The 15,914-nt window shown below is 74.2% G+C and carries 13 protein-coding genes; 5 read left to right on the top strand and 8 right to left on the bottom strand.

From position 1 onward, the window contains the following. Window positions 1–98 precede the first annotated feature (98 nt). Window positions 99–2,717 carry a discoidin domain-containing protein gene (locus ABWU78_RS20050; RefSeq protein WP_439159310.1) on the top strand — a complete coding sequence of 873 codons (2,619 nt, stop codon included), beginning with the start codon at window positions 99–101 and terminating at the stop codon, window positions 2,715–2,717. 879 nt (window positions 2,718–3,596) lie between these two features. Here the strand turns inward: ABWU78_RS20050 and ABWU78_RS20045 are convergent. Beyond that, a complete protein-coding gene (locus ABWU78_RS20045) occupies window positions 3,597–4,622 on the bottom strand; it encodes a 3-oxoacyl-[acyl-carrier-protein] synthase III C-terminal domain-containing protein (protein WP_439159309.1) in 1,026 nt (341 codons plus the stop codon). A gap of 146 nt (window positions 4,623–4,768) precedes the next feature. On the opposite strand from ABWU78_RS20045, the gene ABWU78_RS20040 reads away from it, so the two are divergent. The 4 genes from ABWU78_RS20040 to ABWU78_RS20025 all read left to right on the top strand — a co-directional run bounded on the left by ABWU78_RS20040 (window position 4,769) and on the right by ABWU78_RS20025 (window position 8,287). Then, on the top strand, window positions 4,769–5,827 hold the full coding sequence (locus ABWU78_RS20040) for a hypothetical protein (protein ID WP_439159308.1): 1,059 nt from the start codon (window positions 4,769–4,771) through the stop codon (window positions 5,825–5,827). Window positions 5,828–5,915: 88 nt separating this feature from the next. Then, complete coding sequence (locus ABWU78_RS20035; RefSeq protein ID WP_253054972.1) at window positions 5,916–6,335, top strand: PPOX class F420-dependent oxidoreductase; 420 nt, start codon at window positions 5,916–5,918, stop codon at window positions 6,333–6,335. Window positions 6,336–6,424: 89 nt separating this feature from the next. Continuing rightward, a complete protein-coding gene (locus tag ABWU78_RS20030; RefSeq protein ID WP_353707690.1) occupies window positions 6,425–7,312 on the top strand; it encodes a sigma-70 family RNA polymerase sigma factor in 888 nt (295 codons plus the stop codon). A gap of 60 nt (window positions 7,313–7,372) precedes the next feature. After that, complete coding sequence (locus ABWU78_RS20025) at window positions 7,373–8,287, top strand: NADP-dependent oxidoreductase (RefSeq protein ID WP_439159307.1); 915 nt, start codon at window positions 7,373–7,375, stop codon at window positions 8,285–8,287. Between the two features lie 31 nt (window positions 8,288–8,318). Here the strand turns inward: ABWU78_RS20025 and ABWU78_RS20020 are convergent, their stop codons facing one another. From ABWU78_RS20020 to ABWU78_RS19990, 7 genes are all read right to left on the bottom strand, one after another. Next, window positions 8,319–9,434, bottom strand: a complete 1,116-nt coding sequence (locus tag ABWU78_RS20020) for a mannonate dehydratase (protein WP_253055125.1) — start codon at window positions 9,432–9,434, stop codon at window positions 8,319–8,321. Window positions 9,435–9,436: 2 nt separating this feature from the next. Then, window positions 9,437–11,077, bottom strand: a complete 1,641-nt coding sequence (locus ABWU78_RS20015) for a mannitol dehydrogenase family protein (RefSeq protein WP_439159306.1) — start codon at window positions 11,075–11,077, stop codon at window positions 9,437–9,439. Between the two features lie 184 nt (window positions 11,078–11,261). Further along, on the bottom strand, window positions 11,262–12,368 hold the full coding sequence (locus ABWU78_RS20010; protein ID WP_439159305.1) for a Gfo/Idh/MocA family protein: 1,107 nt from the start codon (window positions 12,366–12,368) through the stop codon (window positions 11,262–11,264). After that, window positions 12,365–13,180 carry an ABC transporter ATP-binding protein gene (locus ABWU78_RS20005; RefSeq protein ID WP_253054967.1) on the bottom strand — a complete coding sequence of 272 codons (816 nt, stop codon included), beginning with the start codon at window positions 13,178–13,180 and terminating at the stop codon, window positions 12,365–12,367. The genes ABWU78_RS20010 and ABWU78_RS20005 overlap by 4 nt, the downstream gene beginning before the upstream one ends. Next, window positions 13,177–14,199, bottom strand: a complete 1,023-nt coding sequence (locus ABWU78_RS20000) for an ABC transporter substrate-binding protein (protein WP_439159304.1) — start codon at window positions 14,197–14,199, stop codon at window positions 13,177–13,179. Before ABWU78_RS20000 ends, ABWU78_RS20005 begins: the two co-directional genes overlap by 4 nt. A gap of 69 nt (window positions 14,200–14,268) precedes the next feature. Beyond that, on the bottom strand, window positions 14,269–15,162 hold the full coding sequence (locus ABWU78_RS19995) for an ABC transporter permease (protein WP_253054965.1): 894 nt from the start codon (window positions 15,160–15,162) through the stop codon (window positions 14,269–14,271). A 62-nt stretch (window positions 15,163–15,224) separates the two neighbouring features. After that, on the bottom strand, window positions 15,225–15,914 hold a 690-nt coding region (locus tag ABWU78_RS19990; protein WP_439159303.1), incomplete at its 5' end, for a sugar phosphate isomerase/epimerase family protein.

Below are 15,914 nucleotides of genomic sequence, written 5' to 3'. Positions count from 1 at the left end.
CCCCGCAGGGCGGTTCCTCCCCCCCCCCCCCCCCCCCCCCCCCCCCCGGGGCACGGCCGTGCCCCGGCACGGCCCACCGACCCGAAGAAGGCAGGACCATGCACCTCCGAACCCCGGCCAGGCACCGCCTGGCCCCCCTCGCCGCGGGCCTGACCGCGGCGTGCGTCGCGGCCCCGCTCGTGGCGGCCGCCGCGCCCGTCGCGGCCGCGGCGGAACCCGTCGACCTCTCCCAGGGCAAGACCGCGACCGCCTCGAGCGTCGAGGGCGACTACGTCGCCGCACGGGCCGTCGACGGCGACCTGAGCACGCGCTGGAGCAGCGAGTTCGCCGAGGGCCAGTGGCTCCAGGTCGACCTCGGCCAGGTCTCGACGCTCTCGTCCGTCGCCCTGACCTGGGAGGGCGCCTACGGCAAGGGCTTCCGCATCGAAGCCTCCGACGACGGCGCGACCTGGCGCACGCTGCGGACGGTCACCGACGGTGCGGGCGGGCAGCAGACCCTGCCCGTGTCCGGGACCGGGCGGTACGTGCGCCTGCTCGGCACCGAGCGCGGCACCGGCTACGGCTACTCGCTGTGGGAGCTCCAGGTGTTCGGCACGCCCGGGACCGACGGCGGGACGGTCGACCCGGGTGGGCCCGGCGACGACTGCACGACGAACGCCGCGCTCGGGAAGGCGGCGACGGCGTCGTCCACCGAGGGCGCGTACGCCGCGGGCCTCGCCGTGGACGGCAAGGCCGACACGCGCTGGAGCAGCGACTTCTCCGACGCGCAGTGGCTCCAGGTCGACCTGGGCGCGATCAAGCCCGTCTGCGGGATCGAGATCGACTGGGAGGGCGCCTACGGCAAGGGCTTCCGCGTCGAGACGTCCGACGACGGCACCCTGTGGCGCACGCTGCGCACGGTGACCGACGGGACCGGCGGCACGCAGGTTCTCGACATCACCGGCTCGGGCCGCTACGTCCGGCTCGTCGGCACCGAGCGCGGGACCGGGTGGGGCTACTCGATCTGGGAGCTGCGCGTGCTGACCACGGCTGACGGGACACCGAACCCCGGCACGGGCGAGCCGATCGAGGGCGGCGGGGACCTCGGGCCCAACGTGCACGTGTTCGGCCCCGGCACCCCGGTCGACCAGATCCAGGCCGCCGTCGACGCGGCGTACGCCGCGCAGGAGGAGAGCCAGTTCGGCCTGCGCCGCGACCAGTTCCTCTTCGAGCCCGGCACGTACCCGGTGCACGTCAACGTCGGCTTCAACACCGCGGTCAACGGCCTCGGCAAGAACCCCGACGACGTGAACATCACCGGCGGCGTCTGGGCCGACGCGGAGTGGTTCGAGGGGAACGCGACGCAGAACTTCTGGCGCTCCATCGAGAACCTCGCCGTCACCCCGACCGGCGGCGACATGCGCTGGGCCGTCTCGCAGGCGGCGCCCATGCGTCGCATCCACGTCAAGGGCAACCTCATGCTGCACTCGTCCCGCTACGGGTGGGCGTCGGGCGGCTTCACCGCCGACTCGATCGTCGACGGCCAGGTGCGGGGCTACACCCAGCAGCAGTGGTACACGCGCGACTCGACGCTCACGGGCGGCTGGGACGGCACGCTGTGGAACATGGTGTTCTCCGGCACCGAGAACGCCCCGCCCACGACGTTCCCCGAGCCCGCCGTCACCACGCTCGACACCACGGGCACGATCCGCGAGAAGCCGTACCTCTACCTCGACGGCGACGACTACGCCGTCTTCGTGCCGTCGCTGCGCGAGGGCACGCGCGGCGCGACGTGGAAGAACGGCTCCACGCCCGGAACGTCGATCCCGCTCGACGACTTCTACGTCGCGCACCCCGGCGACATCGCCGAGCACATCAACGCCGCGCTCGACCAGGGCCTGCACCTCCTGCTCACGCCCGGCGTCTACGAGCTCGACGAGACGATCGAGGTGAACCGCGCCGACACGGTCGTGCTCGGTCTCGGCTACGCCACGATCGTGCCCACCGCCGGGCAGACCGCGCTCCAGGTCGGCGACGTCGACGGCGTCCGCGTCGCGAGCGTCCTGTTCGACGCCGGGGCGACCGAGTCCCCGTCGATGCTCACCGTCGGCACCGAGGGATCGACCGCGGACCACGCGGACGACCCGATCTCGATCCACGACGTGTTCGTGCGCGTCGGCGGCGCCCACGCGGGCAAGGTGGAGAGCGCGATCGTCATCAACGCGGACGACACGATCGTCGACCACATCTGGTCCTGGCGCGGCGACCACGGCGAGGGCATCGGCTGGGACGTCAACACCGCCGACCACGGCCTCGTGGTCAACGGCGACGACGTCGACGGCTACGGCCTCTTCGTCGAGCACTACCAGAAGTACAACACCCTGTGGAACGGCGAGCGGGGGCGCACGATCTTCTACCAGAACGAGCTCCCCTACGACCCGCCGAACCAGGCCGCGTGGAACCACGACGGCATCCGCGGGTGGGCGGCGTACAAGGTCGCGGACCACGTGCAGCACCACGAGGCCTGGGGCCTGGGCTCCTACTGCGTGTTCACGTCCGACGCGTCGATCGTCTCCGACAACGGGTTCGAGGTCCCGGTCACCCCGGGCGTGCGGATGCACACGCTGCTGACCGTCTCGCTCGGCGGAGTGGGCACGTACGAGCACGTCATCAACGGCGTCGGCCCCCGCGCCAGCGGCGTCGAGACCGTCCCGGCGAAGGTCGTCAGCTACCCGTAAGGGGAAGCCACGGCCCCGTGTCGGCCGCACGGCGTCGGACCTGGGCGGCCGACAGCACCGGGTGTCCGGGTGCGTTCGACCGGTCGTCTCCGGCCCGACGCTCCCGGGGTGAGACGTCGACCGGTCGCCTCCGGCCCGCCACCTCCGCGGAGGGCGGGGCGGGTCTACCATCCGCCGCTCGTTCCTCGCGGCTCCCGCCAGACCCGCCACGACCCGCCCCACCCTCCGCTCCGGCGTCGGCCCTCGCAGGGGGTCTCGCCTCGGGCGATCGGTCGGGCCCAGGCCCGCGGTGCTCCGGACGGTCACGGCGATCACCCCCTCGACCCGGTGCAGGGGCGAGTCGAGGGCGACGCACCCACCCACCGACCGTCACAGCCGACGGCTGACGGATCATGAGATGCGAGTTGTTGCCCCTCCATGGACGGTGGAGAGGGCAACAACTCGCATCTCGTCGTCGGTGCTGGGCCGGACCTTGCTGCGGTGAGCCGCGAGCCGCGAGCCCCGAGCCCCGAGCCCCGAGCCCCGAGCCCCGAGCCCCGAGCCCCGAGCCCCGAGCCAGCCTCACCCATCGCGGGAGGCGTGCGCCGACCACCCCGGCGCGTCGCGCTGACCCCGCACCACCGCGCTCCGTCGCGGCACGCACCTCCGCGGGCACCTGGTGAGACGGACGCTGAGGTCGGGTGGAGCGAGGGGTGGGGCGGGTCGTGGCGGGTCTGGCGGGAGCCGCGAGGGACGAGCGGCGGATGGTAGACCCGCCCCGCCCCTCGCGGAACTCGACCGGAGGCGACCAAGCGACCCGACCAGAGGCGACCCGACCAGAGGCGACCCGACGAGAGGCGACCCGGAGCACGGGACCAGCGCGCGCGGCGCGAGCCGGTGTCAGCGGGTCGGGGTCTCCACGACCTGGCCCGCCCAGGCGAACCCGCCGCCGAAGCCGAAGAGGAGCGCCGGGACGCCGGCGGGGATCTTGCCGGCGTGCCACCACTTGGAGAGCCCGAGCGGGATGGACGCGGCGGACGTGTTGCCGGACTCGACGATGTCGGTGACGACGATCTTGGACTCCAGCCCGAGCGACTTCGCGAGGGGCTCGATGATGCGCAGGTTCGCCTGGTGCGCGACGAGCACCTCGATGTCGTCGAGCGAGACGCCGGAGCGCTCCACGACGGAGCGCGCGCGGTCGGCGGCGCGCGTGATGGCCCACTTGAAGACGGCGCGGCCGTCCTGGGCGAACTTCTCCTGCGGCGCCTCGATGAGCACGGCGGGGGTGAGGTCGGGCTCGGAGCCCCAGGTCACGGGACCGACGCCGGGCTCGTCCGTCGCGCGCAGTACGGCGGCGCCCGCGCCGTCGGCGGTGAGGATGCACGTGCTGCGGTCGGTCCAGTCGGTGAACGCGGTGAGCTTCTCCGCACCGATGACGACGGCGGTGCGGGCGGAGCCCGCGCGGATCGCCTGGTCCGCGAGGCCGACGGAGTGGGCGAACCCGGAGCACGCGACGTTGACGTCGAGCACCGCGGGCCCGACGACCCCGCGCAGGTCGAGCTCGGACGCCTCCTCGGGCGTCGACTGCCCGGGCATGACGCCGGTGCGCAGGTGATAGGCGACGCGGCCGGCGGTGTTGGGCGAGCGGTCGGTCGCAGTGGCGGTGGCGACGATGACGAGGTCGACCTCGGCGGGGTCGACGCCCGCATCGGTGAGCGCGTGGCGCGCGGCCGCGGTGGCCATGTCGGCGACGGTCGTGTCGTCGTCGGCGACGTGCCGCGTGACGATCCCCGTGCGCGAGCGGATCCACTCGTCGTTGGTCTCGACGAGCTGCGCGATGTCGTCGTTCGTCAGCGTCTTCTCGGGCTGGAAGTGACCGAGGCCGGCGATGCGCGACCCGGCCGCGCCGGTGGCGGGAGTGAGCATGAGGTCGATCATGTCACGCGCCGCCGCGCCCGAACGACCTCGTCAGGAGACCCGGACGGACCCCGCCGCGCACCGGGGCGGTGACATCTCGCCCACCATACCCTACCCTGCACTTGAGATTTTCTTGACCAGAGAGGAGGGCTGCCATGACCGCATCGCGCGACGACCTCGACGGCCGCGACGGACCGGCCTCCGCCCCGCCGGTGGACGCCCCGAGCTGGGGCTCGGCCTCGGAGCCGGCGGCCGGGCTGACGGGCCTGCCCGGCAACCCGGGGTTCCTCAGCCCCGGGATCCCGGCGTTCGCCGTCCGCGACCGGCACGGCCGCGCCGTCGTCGAGACCCCCCTCTCGCCCCGCGCGCAGTCGCGCTACCTGACCTGGCTGGTCCTCGGCTCGGGTGCGCTGGTGACGGTCGTCGCCGGGGCCGCCCTCACCCTGCTCGCCGGCCACCTGCTCGGCGCGGGCGCCCTGCCGGGAGGCCGCCCGGCTCCGTGGTGGCTCGTGGTCGCGCTCGCCGTCGTCGCGCTCCCCGCGTGCGTCCTCCTGCTCGGCGTCCACACCGTCGCCCTCGGCGCGAGCGGGTCCGCCCGCGTCGCGTCGCGCCTGACGTGGGCCACCGCGCTCCTCGGCGTCGCCCTCGGGGTGGGTGCCGTCGTCGGGCTGGACCTCGCCGACGTCGCGCACCCCCTCGCACGGGACCTCGATCTCGAGCCGCTCCTCGCGCTCGCGTGCGTGGCCGTCGGGGCGCTGGCGGGGGGCGTGGTCGCCGTCCTCTCGGCGACCGAGGCGCAGCTCGAGGCCCGAGCCGTCCAGGAGCGGCTGCGCGCGCTGCGGCGTGACGGGGTCCGCACGCCGGGCTCGCTCGTTGACCGGCGGTACCTGGGTTCGTGGACCGACGACGGACGGCCGCGGTTCGACGCGACCGTCGCCTACGGACCGCCGGGCGCGGAGCGGAGCGTCGAGGTCCTGCTCGTCGCGCCGCCGGACCGCGTGCCCCTGCCCGGCGCACCGGTCGTCGTCGTGCACGACGTGCAGGACGACCCGGACGCCGTCGATCTCCCGGCGCCGGGCCGTGGCGGTAGCGGCGGTGTCCCGGGCCGCTGGCTCGACGCCCTGGTGCTCGTCGAGCTCGACCAGTCGCGGACCGTGACCTACGACCCCGACGTCGGCGCGTTCGCCCGGGACGAGTCCCCGAGCGTCTCGTGAACCGGGCGCGGCGCGCCCCGGACGCGCTGACGGACCTCGCGTGCCGTAGCGTCGGGACGTCCCGCCGTCCCGACCTGGAGGAGCCGTCGTGTCCCGACCCCCGCTGCCGTCCCGTCTCGTCGAGCTGCTGCGCCGCCCGAACGCCGCCGTCATGGCGACCGTGCGGTCCGACGGCGCACCCGTCACCGCGGCGACGTGGTACGTCTGGGAGGACGACGGCCGCGTGCTCGTCAACCTCGACGAGTCGCGCGTGCGCCTCCGGCACCTGCGGAAGGACCCGCGCGTCTCGCTCACCGTGCTCGACGAGAACTGGTACACGCACGTGACGCTCGTCGGACGTGTCACGGAGCTGAGCCCCGACGAGGGCCTGGCCGACATCGACCGGATCTCTCGCCACTACACGGGGCACGAGTACGCGAACCGGCACAGCCCGCGCGTCAGCGCGTGGATCGAGGTCGAGCGCTGGTACGGCTGGGGCGAGGCGAGGTCCGCCGCCGGGGACGCCTAGCCGCACGGACCGTGAACCCCCGCGGGGTCCGTCCTCCGGGTGTCCCTCGCGTGCGCCTCGAGGCGCCGGTCCGGCGGATGATGGCTGTCATGTCGCAGACCTCAGGACCGAGGGACGTGGACCGGGACCGCCTGGTCGGCCTGGCATTCCGGATGCTCGGCACGGTCGCCGACGCCGAGGACGCCGTGCAGGAGGCGTTCGTCCGCTGGTACCGCCTCGACGACGCGGGTCGCGAGGCGGTGACGAACCGCGTGGGGTGGTTCGCGAGGACGACGAGCCGCGTGTGCCTGGACGTCCTGAAGAGCGCGCCGCGGCGCCACGACAGGTACGTCGGCCCGTGGCTGCCCGAGCCGGTGGCCGACGGGCGCTACGCCACCCCGACCCTCCAGGACGGCGACCCCGCCGAGCTCGCCGTGCGGTCGGAGTCCGTGAGCATGGCCCTGCTGACGGTGATGGAGTCGATGACGCCGGCGGAGCGCGTCGCGTTCGTCCTCCGCGACGTGTTCGACGTCCCCGTCGCCGAGGTCGCGGACGTGCTCGACCGCTCGCCGGGTGCCGTCCGCCAGCTCGCGTCGTCGGCGCGCGCTCGTGTCGCAGCGGGCGGCGACGTGAGCGGCGTCCCCGACCCCTCGCTCACCGCCGCGTTCCAGCGCGCCGCCGTCACCGGCGACGTCGCCGAGCTGCTCAGGCTGCTGCACCCGGACGTGACCCTGCTCTCCGACGGCGGTGGCGTCGCGCGCGCGGCCCTCAACCCCGTGCGCGGAGCCGAGAAGGTCGCGCGGTTCGTCGTCGGGGTCCTGGCCCGTCAGGCGCCGACCACGCTCCGGCTGCGCGAGACCCCGTCCGGGGTCGTCCTCACCTTCGACCGGGACGGGGACACCAGCGGCGTCCTGGAGCTGGTCACCGACAGCGGCGCGGTGCGTGCGGTCCTCGTCCAGTGGAACCCCCACAAGCTGCGGACCTGGCGCCCCACCTGACACGGGACCGGGCAGCGTCGTCTATCTGGTGCACACCTCCACCCGAACAGGAGCACACCTATGCAGGCGATCATCGTGACCGACCCCGACGCCGGAACCGCAGGGATGGCGCTGACCGAGCAACCCGAGCCGTACGCGTCGGAGAACGACGTCGTCGTCCGCGTCCACGCCTCCGGCTTCACGCCCGGGGAGCTCACCTGGCCGGCGACGTGGACGGACCGTGCCGGGCGTGACCGTACGCCGAGCATCCCCGGACACGAGCTCGCCGGGGTCGTCACCGGCCTCGGTTACGGCACCACCGGCCTCGACGTCGGGCAGCGCGTGCTCGGGCTCGCCGACTGGACCAGGAACGGCACGCTCGCCGAGTACGTCGCCGTCGAGGCCCGGAACCTCGCGCCGCTGCCGGCCGACGTCGACTTCGTGACCGCGGCGAGCCTGCCCGTCTCCGGCCTGACGGCCTGGCAGGGCCTGTTCGAGCACGGCCGCCTCCAGGCGGGGCAGACCGTCCTGGTGCACGGGGCCGCCGGCGGCGTCGGCTCCGTCGCGTCCCAGCTCGCGCGCGAGGCCGGGGCCTACGTCATCGGCACCGGCCGCACGGCCGACCGCGCGGCGGCGCTCGACCACGGCGCCCACGAGTTCGTCGATCTCGGTGCCGACGACCTCGCCGCCGTCGGACGCGTCAACCTGGTGTTCGACGTCCTCGGCGGAGACGTCGCCGCCCGGTCCACCGACCTCGTCCAGGCCGGCGGCACCCTCGTGACGATCGCCGAGCCCCCGGCCCGGCAGCCCGAGGACGGCCGGTCGATCTTCTTCGTCGTCGAGCCGGACCGGGCCCAGCTCACCGAGATCGTCGCGCGCGTGCGCACCGGACGGCTCCGCACCACCATCGGCACGGTTCGCCCGCTCGCCGAGGCGCCCGACGCGCTCAACCCCACCGAGCGGCCGACCGGCAAGACCATCATCACGATGGCGTGACGCAGAGCGTCCCGCAGCTCGTGCCGAGTCGTCAGGCGTCGTACCGGAACGCGTCCCAGGCGCCGAGCAGGTACTGGACGCCGAGCGCGCGGTCGTACAGGCCGTAGCCGGGGCGGGGCTTGTTCGTCGTGTTCTCGTCCCACAGGTGCCGGCCGTGGTCGGGGCGCACGTAGCCCTGGTAGCCCGCCTCGGCGTACGCGCGCATGATGCCCGTCGTGTCGACGCTGCCCTCGCACGCGCGGTGCGCGACCTCGGTGAAGTCGCCGTTCCCCAGGTGCTTGATGTTGCGCACGTGCGTGAAGTGGATGCGGTCCATGAACGTGCGCACGGCGTCGACCGCGTCCTGGTCGGGGTTCGCCGAGAAGCTGCCGAGGCACAGCGTCAGGCCGTGGTACGGGCTGTCGTGGAGGGACAGCACGCGCGCGAGGTCGTCCTTCGTCGACACGACGCGAGGCCAGCCGAACACGTCGTAGGGCGGGTCGTCGGGGTGCACGCCGAGCTTGACGTCGGCCTCCTCGCACGCGGGGATCACGGCGTCGAGGAAGTACCGGTAGTGGGCGTACATGTCCTCGCGCGTCACGCCCTCGTAGGCGGCGTCGAGCTCGGCGAAGCTCGCGAGCCGCTCGGGCTCCCAGCCGGGCAGCGTGAGGCCGTGCGTGTTCGCCTCCATGTCGGCGATGAGGCTCTGCGGCGAGAGCGCGTCCACGACGGCCCGCTCGAAGAACAGCGCGGTCGAGCCGTCGGGCAGCGGGCGCCACAGGTCGGTGCGCAGCCAGTCGAAGACGGGCATGAAGTTGTAGCAGACGACCTTCACCCCGGCCCGGCCCAGCCGGCGGATCGTCGTCACGTAGTTCTCGATCGCCTCGTCGCGGCTGCGCCCGAGGACGGTCCTGCCGAGCTTGATCGACTCGTGCACGTTGACGGACTCGACCACCTCGGCGTCGAAGGTCCGGGTGATCCCGCGCGCGCGGGCCTCGTCGCTCAGCCCGGTGATCGTCGCGACCTCGGCGTCGATCTCCGCCTGCTCCCACACCTCGCCGGCCTGCTTGCCGTGCAGGCTCCACACGATCGTCTCCACGCCGGGGACCTGGCGCACGTGGTCGAGCGTGACCGTGTCGTTCCCCTCCCCGTACCAGCGGAACCCCATCTTCACGGCGCAGCCTCCTCGTTCGTCGTGCCGGTCGTGCCGGTCGTGCTCGCGCCGACGGCCGCGGCGACGGCCCCGTCGGCGATCTCGTCCAGGCGCGCGTCCGGGACCCCGGGCAGCAGGCCGGGGAGGCGGACGAGCGCACGGACGGCCGCCGCGTCGTCGGGCGCGCCCGCGACCACCGCGCCCAGCTCGTCGCCGCGCGGGTCGTCCACCGTGCGGCCCGCGCGCACCTCCGCGACGACGTACCCGGCCCACGCGGCGAGCGCCGCCACGACGCCCCGCGGCACCGGGGCGTCCGGGCGCGCCGCGAGGAGGTCGGCGAGCGTCGCGCCCCAGCGGAACGGGATCTTCTGCGTGCCGTCCGCCGCGACCTGCCGCGTCGTGTGCCCCGTCGCGGGGTTGGCGAACCGGTCGAGCAGCGTCTGCGCGTACGCGGCGAGGTCGACGCCGTCCGGCGCGTCCACCGTCGCGAGCGCGTCGGCCTGCAGGGCCCGGGCACCCGCGGCGAGCGCCGGGTCGGCGACCGCCTCGGCGATCGTGGCGTGCCCCGCGAGCGACCCCGCGTACGCGAGGTAGGAGTGCGCCCCGTTGAGCAGGCGCAGCTTCGCGCGCTCGTAGGGCGCGACGTCGCTCGTGAGCGTCGCCCCGCCTCGCTCCCACGCGGGGCGCGGCCCGGCGAAGCGGTCCTCGATCACCCACTGGAGGAACGGTTCCGCCACGACCAGGCCCTCGTCGCGCGCGCCGAGCAGCGTCTCGACCTCGTCGCGCTGCGCGGGCGTCGTGGCCGGCACGATGCGGTCGACCATGCTGCACGGGAAGGTCACCGACGCGGCGAGCCAGGCGCGCAGCGCATCTCCCTCGGCGCCCGGGAGTGCGGCGTCGACCGCCTCGCCCACGAGCCGGGCGAGCACGTGCCCGTTGTCGGCGAGGTTGTCGCAGCTCAGCACGGTCAGGGGCGCTCCCCCGGCCCGACGCCGCGCCGCGAGCCCGCGCACGAGGAGCCCGACGGCGCTGGTCGCCGCGACGCCGTGGGCGTCCTCCCCCGCGGCGTCGCCCGGGACGCCCGCGCCCGCCACGCCCCCGCCCGGAGAGCTCGTCGCCGCCTCCTCGCGGCGCAGCACCTCGAGGTCGCCCGCGACCGCGTCGACGTCGAGGTGACCGTCGGCCCGGCGCGCGTACCCCTTCTCGGTGACCGTGAGCGTCACGACGTGCGTCGTCGGTGCGGCGAGCGCCGCGAGGACGCGCGGCGTCTCCTCGGCCGGCCACGCGACGTCGGTCACCGACCCCACCACGCGCGGGGACGCGCCGTCGGGCCCGACGGTCAGCACGGTGTAGACCCCGTCCTGCGGTCGGAGCTGGTCGCGGACCGACGCGGAGCGCTGCGTCACGCCGAGGATGCCCCAGCAGGTCTCGCCCGTGGCGCGCGCGGCGTCCTCGGTGACGACCGCCTGGTGCGCACGGTGGAAGGCGCCGATCCCGAGGTGGACGATCCCGACCTGCGTCGGGAGGACGGGCGCCGGCGGGAACGCGGGACGGGCGGCGCGGCGCAGACGCGCTCGCGCCGATCGCGCGGCGTCCGCCGGCGTCGCAGCGGACGACGTCGGGCCGGGTCGGCTCGGGACGTCGGTCGGGGCTGTCACGCGGCCTCCAGCGGGGTCTCGGGTCGGCGACGGTGTCACCGGATGGTCGGACCGGGGACGAGCCCCGGCGAGCAGGGAATGCGAACGATTGTAGTTACGGTGAATCTGGGTACGGAGGTCTTAACGTGCAGGTGCCTGCAAACGTTCGCAGTAGGGTCGCACGACGGCTCGCGTGCCGACGGCGTCACCGCACCGGCGTGGGCGCTCTGGGCCCCGCGAGGTCGGCCGGGCGGACGACCCGCCCGGTCGCGGCAGCCTCGCGGATCGCGCAGAGGAGCCGGACGGTCTCCACGGCGTCGGCGGCGTCGACCGGTGGCGGTGCCGTGCCGTCCAGGGCCGCGAGCACCCGCTCCCACTGCACGCGGTGGCCGGCGTGCCCGATCGCGAGCGGGTCGGCCGCGCCGCCCGCCGAGGATCCCGACGTGGGCGCCGGGACGCCCGGCACGTCCCACCGGAGGACCTCGTCCTGCGCGAGCTCCACCGACCCGCGCGACCCGTGGAGAGCGAGGGTCGCGGGGAACCCCGGGGGCGTGGCCGTCGTCGTCGTGACGACGCCGAGCGCGCCCGACGCGAGGCGCAGCGTCGCCACGGTCGTGTCCTCGGCGAGGTCCCCCGGGGCCTCGCCGAGCACTCCCCCGCGCGCGAGCGTCCCGGCCTGCGCGGTGACCGACTCGACCGGCCCGCACAGCCAGCGCAGGAGGTCGACGTTGTGCACGCCCTGGTTCATGAGCGACCCGCCGCCCTCCGCCGTGGACGACCGCCACCGCGCCGCGGCGTAGTAGTCGTCGTCGCGGTACCAGGGCACGTGCGTCGCGACGAGGCGCAGCTCCCCGAGGGCGCCGTCGTCGAGCGCGCGCCGGAGCGCCTGGTGCGGGGGCTCGAAGCGGCGCTGCGAGACCATCGAGACGACCAGGCCCCGCTCGCGCGCCTCCCGCTCGACGCGGAGGGCGTCCTCGACGGTCACCGCGAGCGGCTTCTCCACGACGACGTGCCTGCCTGCCGCGAGCGCCGCGAGCGCGAGGCGCGCGTGGCTCCCGCTCGGCGTGCAGATCGCCACGACGTCGACGCCCTCGTGGCGGACCACCTCGTCCGGCGCCACGTGCGCCGCCGGTCCGGCCGGCGTCACGTCGTCGTCGAGCACCGCGCCCCCGGAGTACGCGACGAGCCGCGCCCGCGGCGCCAGATCACGCAGCGCCCGCGCGTGCAGCACGCCGATGCTGCCCATCCCGACGATCCCGACGCCGACGACGGGTCCGGCGTCCTCCGGAGCCGACCGCACGGACGCGCTCACTCGGCGACGTGGCTGGCGCCGAGCAGGTCGCGCAGCCGCTCGGCGGCACCCGTGAACCGGGGGTCGACGAGCGTCGTGCCGTAGTCGCGCTCGTCGGGCAGGCCGGGCTCGAGGGTCTCGACGATCCGTCCGGGGCGCGGGCTCATGACGACGATCCGGCTCCCGAGGAACACCGCCTCGGGCACCGAGTGCGTGACGAGCACGATGGTCGTGCCGGTCTCGCGCCAGATGCGGTTCATCTCGATGTTCATCTGCTCGCGCGTGAGCGCGTCGAGCGCGCCGAACGGCTCGTCCATGAGCAGGACGCGCGGCTCGTGCAGCAGGGCCCGGCACAGCGCGACGCGCTGCTGCATGCCGCCGGACAGCTCGTGCGGCAGCGCCTTCTCGAAGCCCGTGAGCCCGGTCAGGGCGATGAGCGCGTCCGCACGCTCCTGCGCCCGGCGCTTGTCCATGCCCCGCATCTCCGCCTGGAGCAGGATGTTCTTGCGCACCCCGCGCCACTCGAGCAGCGCCGAGCGCTGGAACGCGAACCCGATCTCGCGCTGCGGGCGCGTGACGGGCTGCCCGTACAGGCGCACCTCGCCCTCGGTGTAGGCCGTGAGCCCCGCGACGATCTTCAGCAGCGTCGACTTGCCGCAGCCGGACGGCCCGACGATCGTGACGAACTCGCCCGGCTGGACGCTCAGGGAGACGTCGTCGAGCGCCACGGTCTCGGACCGCTTCGACGTGAAGCGCATCGTGAGGTCGCGGACCTCGATGATGGGGTCGGCGCCGACCGCGTCGACGGGGGCGGTGAGCTCGGTCGCGGTCACAGGTCCGCCCCGAACGCGCCGTCCCAGAAGTCGGTCGGGGTCGTGCCGCCGTCGAAGTCCGTGTTCTCGGACAGGAACGTCAGGGTGTCCGTCCACTGCTCCTCGGTGTTCACGCCGGGTGCGGGGGCGTCCTCGAGGTTCAGCAGGTCGATCGTCGCGGCGAGCTGGGCCGCCAGCACCGCCTCGTCGGGCGCCTGCTCGGCGCCCGCGGCCATGGCCGCGACCGCCGCGTCCGGGTCCTCGGACGCCGCGAGGAACGCCCGCGACGTCGCGCGCACCATCGCCTCGACGAGCTCCGGGTCGTCCGCGATGAGCTTCTCGTTGGCCACCAGGCCGGTACCGAGCAGGTTCATGCCGAAGTCCGCGAAGGGCAGCGCGTCGACCTCCTCGCCGGTCTGGTTCTCGATCGTCGGCGCCTGGTCGTGGTGGAACCCCTGGATCGCGTCGACCTTGCCCTCGATGAGCGCGGCGATCTTGCCCGCGGCGTCGACGTTGACCACGGTCACGTCGGCCGGGTCGACGCCGTTGAGCTCCAGCCAGGCCGGGAACGTCCCGTACATCGCGTCGCCCGGCGTGCCCCCGACCGTCTTGCCCACCAGGTCGGCGGGCTCGGTGATGCCCTGGTCGGCGAAGAACTCGACCGAGCTGGGCCCGGTCTGGAGGAACACGCCCACGCTGCGCACCGGCATGCCCGAGCTGATGGCGTTCGCGAGCGGTGGCGTGTCGGCCCAGCCGAAGTCGGTGTTGCGCTGCGCGACCTGCTGGACCGTGTTCCCCGACCCGTTGCCCGGCTGGATCGTGAGGTCGATGCCCTCCTCCTCGAAGATGCCCTGCTCGACGCCGTAGTAGAACGGCGCGTGCTCGCCGTAGGGCACCCAGTTGAGGGTGACGGTGACCTCGGTGAGGCCGCCCTCGCCCTCCGCGGGCCCGGACGGGTCGGCCGACTGCCCGCAGGCCGCCGTCCCCGCCACCACGACGCCGGCCGCGGCCAGCGAGACTGTCAGACGTGCACCACGCATGGGAAGACTCCTTCTGCTCGCGCCGCCTCGTCGTCGAGGCGGCGAACTCTGGGGTGGGTCAGGGGCGTGTCAGGAGGACGCGAGGACGAGGTTCCCGCGCCGCGACGCGTGCCACGGGATGAGGAGCCGCTCCAGCAGCTCGACGAGGAGGAACAGCACGACGCCGATGAGCGACATGAGGATGAGGTCGGCGAACAGGAGCGGCGCGTCGAGGTTGCCGCTCGCGAGGAGCAGCACGTACCCGAGGCCGCGGTCGGCGCCGACGAACTCGCCGACGACCGCCCCCACCACCGCGAGCGTGACGGCGACCTTGAGCCCGGACATGAGCTGGGGCAGCGACCCCGGGAAGCGGATCTTGCGGAAGGTCTTCCAGCGCGACGCGCCCATGGTCGCCGACATCTCCAGCAGCTCCGGGTCGATCGACCGCAGCCCGGCGACGGCCGAGACCACGACCGGGAAGAACGCGATGAGCACCGCGAGGATGATCTTGGGGGCGGCGCCGAACCCGAACCAGACCACGAGGATCGGAGCGATCGCGATCTTGGGGATCACCTGGGCGAAGAGGATGAGCGGGTACAGCGACTTCTCGGCCGTCGGCGAGTAGACGAGCAGGACCGCCGTCGCGACGCCGATCACGGAGGCGAGCACGAACCCGACGACCGTCTCCATCGTGGTCACCCAGGTGTGCTCGGCGAGCATGGCCCAGTCCTCGACCATCGTGTCCCAGACGGCTCCCGGCGACGGGACCAGGTACGCCGGCACGAGCTCGCGCCACGCGACGAACCACCACACGGCGAACAGCGCGAGCAGCACCAGCGCGGGGCGCCAGGCCGCCGAGGCGACCGCCGCCACCCGGCTGCCGGCCGACGTCGTGCCGCGCGTGCGCGGGCCGGGGCGCCGGGCCGCCCCGACGGGCGGGCGCGCCTCCTGGCTGGCCGGTCGCACTTCCTGGGCAGTCGTCATCGTGCGGTCCTCCATGGTCGTGGTCCTGGTCGTGGGTGGGGTGCCCGGGCGGGGAGCGTCGGTCATCGGAAGGGCACCGCCTCGGCGTCGAGGATCGTGGTGAACGCCTCCCAGGCCTCGGTGAACAGCTCCGGCCCGGAGAACCCGCCGAGGCTGTGGGCGTCGCTCAGGTGCGGCTCGAGCGAGAAGAACCCGTCGAAGCCGTCGTCGCGCAGGGCCCGCACGGTCTCCGGGACCTCACCGTCACCGCGCCCGGCGGGCACGACGGCGCCCGTCGCCGCGAGCGCGTCCTTCACCTGGACGTACTCCAGGTACGGGCGCAGCAGCGCGTAGCCGTCGGTGAAGGGCCGCACGCCCACCTGGACGAAGTTCGCCGAGTCCCACGCGAGCGCCAGGTGCGGCGAGCCCACCGACTCCACGACGTCCAGGCAGCGCTCGGGCACGTCCCCGTAGATGTCCTTCTCGTTCTCGTGGACCAGCACGACGCCGGCCGCGCGCGCCACCTCGGCGAGCGCCGCCATCCGGCGCAGGACGACGTCGCGCCACGACGCCGGGTCGGTCCCGGGTCGGACGAAGAACGAGAACACGCGCACGTACGGGGCCTCGAGCTCCCGTGCGACGCGGGCGGCGTGCCGCATCCGGTCGAGGTGGGGCTCGAAGTCCTCGTCGACGAAGATCTTGCCGACGGGAGACCCGATGCTGGAGACGCGGAGGTCGTGCGTGCGCAGGAGGCTTGCGACGCGCTCCCGCTG

The sequence above is a fragment of the Cellulosimicrobium sp. CpK407 genome (genome assembly GCF_051844275.1).
Taxonomy (GTDB): Bacteria; Actinomycetota; Actinomycetes; order Actinomycetales; family Cellulomonadaceae; genus Cellulosimicrobium; species Cellulosimicrobium cellulans_G.
The sequence above is the reverse complement of the archived record's forward strand: the minus strand, read 5'-3'. Positions and strand labels throughout refer to the sequence as shown.